This is a genomic window from Herbaspirillum sp. Sphag64, assembly GCF_014192645.1.
In the GTDB taxonomy this organism is placed as follows: Bacteria; Pseudomonadota; Gammaproteobacteria; order Burkholderiales; family Burkholderiaceae_D; genus Herbaspirillum.
In genome coordinates this window covers 184002-192253 of sequence record NZ_JACHYE010000001.1, presented here as the reverse complement: position 1 = coordinate 192253, position 8252 = coordinate 184002, and the positions used below count along the sequence as shown (strand labels likewise).

Sequence of the window (8252 nt, the reverse complement as noted above, 5' to 3'; positions counted from 1 at the left end):
GCGACATTGACTGCGCTGCTGTCGGCAAAGGCATTGGCGATACCGGCCTGCAAGGTACCGGCATTGATTTCGGTAGCCCCGGTGTAGGTGTTGGCGGCAGATAGTTGTAATGTCCCGCTCTCCTGAACCGTCACTCCACCCGCTCCGACGAGCGTAGCGGTTACATTGAGCGTATTGCCTGGGGCGACATTGCCGATGAGCGCACCTGCTGCCAGGTTGATGTTGCTGGTGGCCGCCAATATGCCATTGCCGCTCAGTTCGGCACCGGAGGCCAGATTGATGGCTGGTGCATCCAGCGTCAACGTACCGCTGACCACATCGACCGTGCCGCCGCTGTCGATTGTGAGGGTTTGGGCGCGCAGGCTGGAACCTGCATCACCGCTGACGGTTGCGCCGTTGGCAACCTCCAATGTACCACTGGTGGTGTCGCCATATTTGGCACCATTGACCAGCGAGAAGGTGCCAGCCTGCACGGTCGTGTTGCCGAGCACATCCGAATCGTACAAGGTATCAACACCATTGTCGCCTTGAAAGACCACGGTGCCAGAGCCAGTTTTGGTGATGGTGCTACCGGCAACAGCATAAATCGGATCATCGAAAATGATCTGTGCGGTGCCGACGGCATTCAAGACAAGCGTGCCGGTAGCGTTATCGATGTAAATCGCATTTGGTACCCCAGTGCCAGCGGTCGGTGTCGTACCGACGAATTGCACTCCCTGGCGATTTCCCTGAAAGAGAATGTTGCTTGTGATTGCATTGAGATTAATAAGGCCAGATGACTCGATAGCACCACCAATGCCGGATGCTGCATTGTTCAAAAATTCAGAACCTGAGACAAAATTGAAGGTTGCTCCGGAATTACGAACGGCTCCGCCATTGCCGCCGTTGCCACCGCTCTTGGTTATTACGTAGTTGTTGCTGAAAATCGCTGCTGCATTGAAATCAAATACGGCATTCCCACCTGCATAAATTGCCCCGCCGAGTGGGTTGCTAGTTCCCGATGCATAATTGCCATTGAATGTTACTGTATTGTTAAAAATGACATTCGTAAATCCTTCATCCAGAGGCAATTCAAATATGCTTCCGCCAGCGCCTTGCCCTGTTTCGCCATCATGAAAATTATTCAAAAACGTAGTTGGCCCATTGAATGTCAGTACTTCGTTGTTTGCCGATTGAATTCGGATTGCGCCACCACGTAAACCATTTAGATTCGTATTTGAATTTCCCTCAAATACAGTGGATCCGTTGAATGTGACGGATCCGGAATTGTTATACATGTAGAGCGCAGCAGCACTATTGACATTGCTATTGTTAGCAAAGGTGATATCGCCGAAGAAATTAATTGTCCCGCCTTGTACCACAACCGCAGCCTGATTAGCCGTTCCTACTCCGACGATGTCGGCTATGGTCAAGCCAGTTGTGCCACCTGCAGTCACGTTTAGTACAGCACCTGTCGCGTTCATGTTGAAGACAGCGCCCAGATCGTTTGCATTGTTGGTGAAATTCTGAATTTGCACATTATTCAGATTTAGATTGGATATAACATCGGCTGTTGTGTATGAAAAGAGTGACGATGAAGTGGTGCTTCCGGTGAGGGTGATATCAGAAAAGTTTGAACTCGCAGGATTTGCCGTCGCTGTTTGTGGCATCAAGCTGCCAGTAAGCGCGGGAATGGATAGCGTATAGCCGTTGCCATCGAGTGTGAATTGCGTGCGCGATGCCGAGAATGCCGGTGTCGTACTACCCCAGCTCGAATTGCCACTGAGAATAAAGTCGTTGACCGTACTGCTCCAATTGCTGTCGAGATAAGCGCCAATATTGGTAGTCGTGGCAATACTTGTCTGGGCCAGGGCATAGCCGTTGACACTCAGCCCTGCGCACAGTGCGGTCAAGGCTAGACAGTAGTGCAGTGCCGAATAGCGGCCCACGGGGGAGGCACCGATGATGCCACTGCCTGCGCTGCGGTTACTGTCGCCACGACCTCTGCCGGTGCGACGCGCATGTTCGGATGCAACTACCAATTTGCCCAGACGGCTATTCCAGATCAGGCTGTAGATCTTGTTCATTGTGGACTCCAGGACAATCAATCGACTCGTGCAGCCAGCGTCCAGCTGCATCAGATCTGACACATTTCTTCGTCGCGTATCCCAGGTGCTGACAAGCTTTCAATGGCGTTTATCAGCCTGCTGATGTGTTGCCGCGCTTGATAGAAATTTATAAGCAAGTACAGTCAGTTCCTCGCCGAGGTCCTATTTAAGATGCTGTGTCTAGTTGGAAAAATTGACGACAAAAAACCTTCCTGCAGAGTTACAGGAGGCGAGCTGTAGTGCTGATGGGAGGTGCTTGTCGTAAGCTTTGGTTCGGAGATCAAGCAGACCTGCAATGAGACTGTGCGGTATGGAATCGGAGAGAAATTTTCAACATTATTGAATGACGAAATCAGGGCAGGGTGAATCCGGAGTGAAGAGTGCAGTGGTGATCCAGGATGTCATTTTTTCACTCTCAGGCAACTGTGTTCCTTGGTCATGGCGCGCTACTGATAAATTGGCCGGCACCGCAAGATATGGTCCAGCCCAATGTTCCGTATCCACTGTTGACGAAAAGATTGGGCACAGTGGTGGCACCGATGACTGGCGTACCATCCGGCGTCATTGGCCGTAGACGGGTCCAGAAGCTGGCCTGGTGTGATTGAGTCGGGCGGTATCGACGCAGCCTAGTTGGGTAAGTTCGCCGATCTGATCGACATTTACTGTGTCTATCAGGTGTGCGTTTTTGCCGTTGATCGATTTGTTGGCAGCCTTGCTGCCCAAACTTGAAAAGTTACCGGCTGCCTGAGTCTTTAAAATTTCCAGCCAAAATTGGCACGCAAGGCGTTATTACGCATCCCGCTACCGACCAGGCCAGTGTAGGCAACACTTAAGGTGCCATTTCTGGCCACCGGTGCTGCCAGTGCAAGCTCAAGTATCGCGGCATTGATGGTTACCGGCAGGCCGGTGACGTTGAATGGTGACGAGCCACTCAAGGTCATCTCGCTGGTCGGGAGTGTGTCACCGAAAGCATGGCGCCATCCTAGTGTGTCTTGCGAGGTCCAGTTGGTGCCGTCCACTTTAAAGGTGGATACTGCACGTACCCCGAGGGTCGAAAAGCTCGTGTTCATGCTCGCGCTGTTGACTTGCAAAGTAGCCAGATTGCCGTTTTCGACAAAGCTCTCGCCTGCCTGCCGGACGATGGCCAGATTGCCGAACGGTTCATACTTCACATTGCCGTAATCAATGTGGTAACCCAACTCGCCGAAGGCCTGGATCGTGCTGCTATCGTAGCTGGCATTGAGCTAGTCGGTATAGCCGGTGAAATTCACCGAGCGCTGTGTCCCGATGCTGTGCCATGTATAGCTGGTGCCGAGTCGGAGAACCAGGTCATCCCATTGGGTACTTCCATAGATGCCCAGATAGTAGTCATCGCTGTTGGCGGAAGAGGACCGGTCGTTAACATCAACACTGGAACGACTGTAGCCGGTCAGCGCGCCGACTCGCCACTGGTCACCGACCTGGACAGCGGTGCCAGCGAACAGACCACTCATGGAACTGTGGGTTTCGGCCGCATTACTGTCTCTGCTGGTACTGCCCCGTGAACCGAACACGCGTATCCAGTGTTGCGGGGTGTGACAATAGTCGTCGACAAATCACACTTACCGCTAGCGCGCACGATGAATGAGGCAAGTCTGGCAGCGTTCAGGCAGGGGGGCAGGTAGTAGTATTCGCGGGCTGCAGGGATACTGAGTGAATCAGTGCGCCACTGACATCTTGATTGATTTTGCGTTGCGATGCGGCGATCAAGGACCCCGGCCAAGCGCTGCTTAGCCAAGGCGATGCCTGTTCATAGAGAATCAGGGTAGATCAATCAGTTGCGTATTCAGGCAGTTGCGACGTGATGCGATGGCGTTTCCCGACGATAGCGCGCCACCGACAGATCTTCTGCTGCAATGGCGGGGCGTTTGCCTGAAATCAGGTCGGCCAGCAACTGGCCGGAGCCGCAGGACATGGTCCAGCCCAGCGTACCGTGGCCGCTGTTGATGAACAGATTGGGCAGAGTGGTGGCACCGACGACTGGAGTTCCATCCGGTGTCATTGGCCGCAGTCCGGTCCAGAAGCTGGCCTGGGCGGTATCACCGGCACCTGGAAACAGGTCATTGACGACCATTTCCAGCGTAGCGCGACGCTTGGCCTTCAGATCACGGTTGAAGCCGACGATCTCTGCCATACCGCCAACGCGGATGCGGTCATCAAAACGGGTCACCGCAATCTTGTAGGTTTCATCCAGCACAGTTGAAACTGGTGCTGCCTCGGCATGACGAATCGGTACTGTGATCGAGTAGCCCTTGAGCGGGTACACCGGGATATCGACGATGCCGCGCAGCAGATTGGTCGAATAGGCACCCATTGCCACGACGTAGCGATCTGCCTTGACCAGTTCCTTGCCACAGACGACACCATCAATTTCACCGCCGGCGATCGCCACTGCGCTGATGTCGACTCCATAGCGGAAACGCACGCCCAGTTCTTCTGCCATCTTGGCCAAGCGGCTGGTGAACAGTTGGCAGTCACCGGTCTCGTCATTGGGCAGCAGCAAGCCGCCGGTCAGTTTGTTACCGGAGGCGGCCAGTGCAGGCTCGGCTTCTGCCAACTGGTCGCGATTGAGGAGACGGAACGGTACGCCGGTCTGCTTCAGCACGGCGATATCCTTGGCCGCGCCATCAAATTGCTCCTGGGTACGGAATAGTTGTAGCGTGCCTTGCTGACGGCCTTCGTATTCGATGCCGGTGGCAGCGCGCAGATGACGCAGACAGTCGCGGCTATATTCTGCAAGGCGCACCATGCGTTCCTTGTTTTCCGCGTAGCGCTCGGCATTGCAGTTACGCAGCATTTGCCACATCCAGCGCAACTGGCCCAGCGTGCCGTCCGGACGGATAGCCAGCGGGGCATGCTCCTCAAACATCCATTTCAGGGCCTTCAACGGAATCCCTGGAGCAGCCCAAGGTGAGGCATAGCCCGGCGAGATCTGGCCGGCATTGGCAAAACTGGTTTCCAATGCGGGACCTTCCTGACGGTCCAGCACAGTTACCTGATGGCCTGCTTTGGCCAGATAGTAAGCAGTGGTGACGCCAATGACGCCACTGCCCAAAATAACAACACGCATGGTCAATTCCCTGAGAGAGCTTTAATTTATTAGGAGATAAAACTATGATATGCAGTTATACCTAGTATATGTTTTCGTTTTAAACGTTTTAGAAAGGAATAAATAATGAGAACGCAGCAAATTTTAGTGCGGACTCTGGATAAGCTGGATCGTCGTATCCTGGCCGCACTGCAAAAGGATGGGCGGATCTCGATGAAGGATCTGGGGGAGCAGGTCGGGCTGTCGATTACGCCCTGTATCGAACGCGTCAAACGTATGGAGCGCGATGGCGTGATCACCGGCTACTATGCGCGCGTGAACCCGGAGGCAATGGGGGCGACCTTGCTGGTATTTGTTGAAATCACGCTTAATCACAAGTCCGGCAACATGTTTGAACAATTCCGGCGCGAGGTCTTGCGGATCCCCGAGGTGCAGGAGTGTCACCTGGTGTCAGGAGACTTTGATTATCTGATCAAGGCACGCATTCGCGGCATGGCGGAATACCGCAAACTGCTCGGCGATATCCTGCTGCAATTGCCCGGCGCGGCGCAGTCCAAGAGTTATGTAGTGATGGAAGAAATCAAGGAAACGCTGGCCTTGTCGCTGGAAGACTAGTATTCACGCCCTGATTGGCTTGCTGTGCTTCAATTTCCCGCATCCGACTGTATCTTCACAAGCGCTGTACTCGGCGTAGACTGCAATGATCCGAAATTGTATGGGTAGACCGATCATGGCAAAGACAGGCAAAGCAAAAATCGAAACCTATAACCAGCCCGCAGGTGGCTGGGGTGCGCTTAAATATGTCGCATTGAATCTGGTACGGGCACATGTGGCCGATGGCAAGGGCTTGCGCACTCTGCTGTCACAGAACCAGCCTGATGGCTTCGATTGCCCAGGTTGTGCTTGGCCCGATCGTGAACATACCTCCACTTTTGAATTCTGCGAAAACGGCGTCAAGGCAGTGGCTGCAGAGGCCACTACCAAGCGTGTCACGCGGGATTTCTTTGCGGCACACACGGTTGCAGAGTTGATGCAACAGTCTGATTTTGAACTGGAAGATCATGGCCGGCTCACTGAGCCGATGGTCTACGATGCTGCCAGTGACAAGTATGTACCGATTGCCTGGTCAGAAGCCTTCGCATTGATTGGTAAGCATCTTAATGCCTTGCCTGACCCCAACATGGCTGACTTCTATGTGTCGGGCCGCGCCAGCAACGAAGCGGCTTTCCTGTTCCAGCTGTTCGTACGCCAGTACGGCACCAATAATTTCCCCGATTGCTCCAACATGTGCCATGAGCCGACCAGTGTCGGCTTGCCGGAAACCGTCGGTATCGGCAAGGGGACCGTGTTGCTGGATGATTTTGACCTGTGCGACACCATGCTGCTGTTCGGACAGAACCCTGCGACCAACCACCCACGGATGATGGGTGAGCTGCGCCATGCTTCCAAGCGTGGTGCCACTATTGTCGCTATCAATCCGCTCAAGGAGCGGGGTCTGGAGCGTTTTGCCGATCCGCAAAGCAAGATGGAAATGCTGACCATGGGCAGCACCCAGATCAGCTCGATGTTCATTCATCCCACGCTGGGTGGCGATCTGGCGCTGATCAAGGGCGTCATCAAGCGCACCATCGAGCTGGATGACGAAGCCCAGCTCAAGGGCACCGAACGTGTCATCGATACGGCCTTCATTGCCGAGCATACTGCAGGTTTTGAGGCCTTTGCAGCCGATGTTCGCGCGGAGAGCTGGGACGACATCATCCAGGAATCCGGCGTCTCGCGGGAAGATATCGAGAGGCTCAGTCAGGTCTACGTCAAGGGCAAGGCCGTGATCGCCACCTGGGGCATGGGACTGACCCAGCACAAGCACGCGGTCGGTGCGATTCAGCTGTTGTCGAACATGATGATGTTGCGCGGCAATATTGGCCGCCCCGGCGCAGGCTTGTGCCCGGTGCGAGGCCATTCGAATGTGCAGGGTGACCGCACCGTCGGTATCGACGAAAAGCCGACCGATGCCTTCCTGGATCGGCTGGAACAGGTCTTTGAATTCAAGGCGCCGCGTGAGCATGGCAACGATACTGTCGGCTCGGTGCAAGCCATGCTGGCTGGTCGTACCAAGGTATTCATCGGCCTTGGCGGTAATTTTGCAATGGCTACACCGGATACACCGCGCACCTTTGATGCGATGCGTTCCTGCAATCTGACGGTCCACATCACGACCAAGCTCAATCGCAGTCATCTGGTGCATGGCAAGGATGCGCTGATTCTGCCGACGCTGGGTCGTACCGAAATCGACATGCAGGCCAGTGGCCCGCAGGGCGTTACCGTGGAAGACTCGATGAGCATGGTGCACGTGTCTTATGGCATCAACAAGCCGGCATCTGCGGACTGCATGTCCGAGACTTCTATCGTGGCGCACATCGCCGCTGCTACCATGAAAGACCGCCAGAACGGCAAGCCAATCGACTGGCTCTGGTATGCCGACGATTACGCACGGATTCGCGACGCCATCGAAAAGGTCTACGACGCCTTCAAGGACTATAACCAGCGCATCACCAACAAAGGTGGTTTTCACCTTGGTGTCGCATCCCGTGATCGGGTCTGGAAGACGGGTAGCGGCAAGGCCAATTTCATCGTTCATGAGATTCCAAAGGACACGCCGATTCACCGCGCCCGTCGGCGTTATGGTGAGCGTCTGATGACACTCATGACAACCCGTTCACATGATCAGTACAACACCACTATTTACGGACTGGATGACCGCTATCGCGGCGTCTTTGGACAACGTCGGGTGGTTTTCATTCACAAGCAGGACCTGGAGCTGCTCGGTTTCAAGGATGGTGAATGGGTCGATCTGGTCAGTGTCTGGGATGATGGTATTGAGCGCCGGGCTGACGGTTTCCTACTGGTTGAATATGACATTCCACGTGGTTGTATCGCCAGCTACTATCCGGAAACCAACCCGCTGGTACCTCTGGAAAGCTTTGCCGACAAGGCGCGCACGCCGACTTCAAAATCGATTCCGGTATTGTTGTCGCGCTCGGCAGTACAGCATGCCAAGGCGGCCTGAGGAGGCGTGT

At 54.6% G+C, this 8252-nt stretch carries 4 protein-coding genes and 3 pseudogenes; 2 read left to right on the top strand and 5 right to left on the bottom strand.

Going from position 1 to position 8252, the window contains the following annotated elements:
• From FHW66_RS00865 to FHW66_RS00845, 5 genes and pseudogenes are all read right to left on the bottom strand, one after another.
• The coding region (locus tag FHW66_RS00865; RefSeq protein WP_255458756.1) for an autotransporter-associated beta strand repeat-containing protein at window positions 1-1649 on the bottom strand (1649 nt) is incomplete at its 3' end.
• A gap of 312 nt (window positions 1650-1961) precedes the next feature.
• A pseudogene (locus FHW66_RS21160) lies at window positions 1962-2066 on the bottom strand (ESPR domain-containing protein); the annotation flags it as partial.
• 469 nt (window positions 2067-2535) lie between these two features.
• A pseudogene (locus FHW66_RS00860) lies at window positions 2536-2787 on the bottom strand (FAD-dependent oxidoreductase); the annotation flags it as partial.
• 52 nt (window positions 2788-2839) lie between these two features.
• Window positions 2840-3640, bottom strand: a pseudogene (locus FHW66_RS20775) (autotransporter outer membrane beta-barrel domain-containing protein).
• A gap of 272 nt (window positions 3641-3912) precedes the next feature.
• On the bottom strand, window positions 3913-5196 hold the full coding sequence (locus FHW66_RS00845; RefSeq protein WP_183377825.1) for a D-amino acid dehydrogenase: 1284 nt from the start codon (window positions 5194-5196) through the stop codon (window positions 3913-3915).
• 105 nt (window positions 5197-5301) lie between these two features.
• Here FHW66_RS00845 and FHW66_RS00840 point away from each other — a divergent pair, with 105 nt between their 5' ends.
• A complete protein-coding gene (locus tag FHW66_RS00840; RefSeq protein WP_183377824.1) occupies window positions 5302-5790 on the top strand; it encodes an Lrp/AsnC ligand binding domain-containing protein in 489 nt (162 codons plus the stop codon).
• A gap of 115 nt (window positions 5791-5905) precedes the next feature.
• A complete protein-coding gene (locus tag FHW66_RS00835) occupies window positions 5906-8242 on the top strand; it encodes an FdhF/YdeP family oxidoreductase (RefSeq protein WP_183377823.1) in 2337 nt (778 codons plus the stop codon).
• The last annotated feature ends 10 nt before the right edge of the window (window positions 8243-8252 follow it).

Excerpts from the sequence above, each read along its gene's own strand:
- FHW66_RS00845 (WP_183377825.1), bottom strand. The coding sequence starts at position 5,196 with ATGCGTGTTGTTATTTTGGGCAGTGGCGTCATTGGCGTCACCACTGCT.
- FHW66_RS00840 (WP_183377824.1), top strand. The coding sequence starts at position 5,302 with ATGAGAACGCAGCAAATTTTAGTGCGGACTCTGGATAAGCTGGATCGT.
- FHW66_RS00835 (WP_183377823.1), top strand. The coding sequence starts at position 5,906 with ATGGCAAAGACAGGCAAAGCAAAAATCGAAACCTATAACCAGCCCGCA.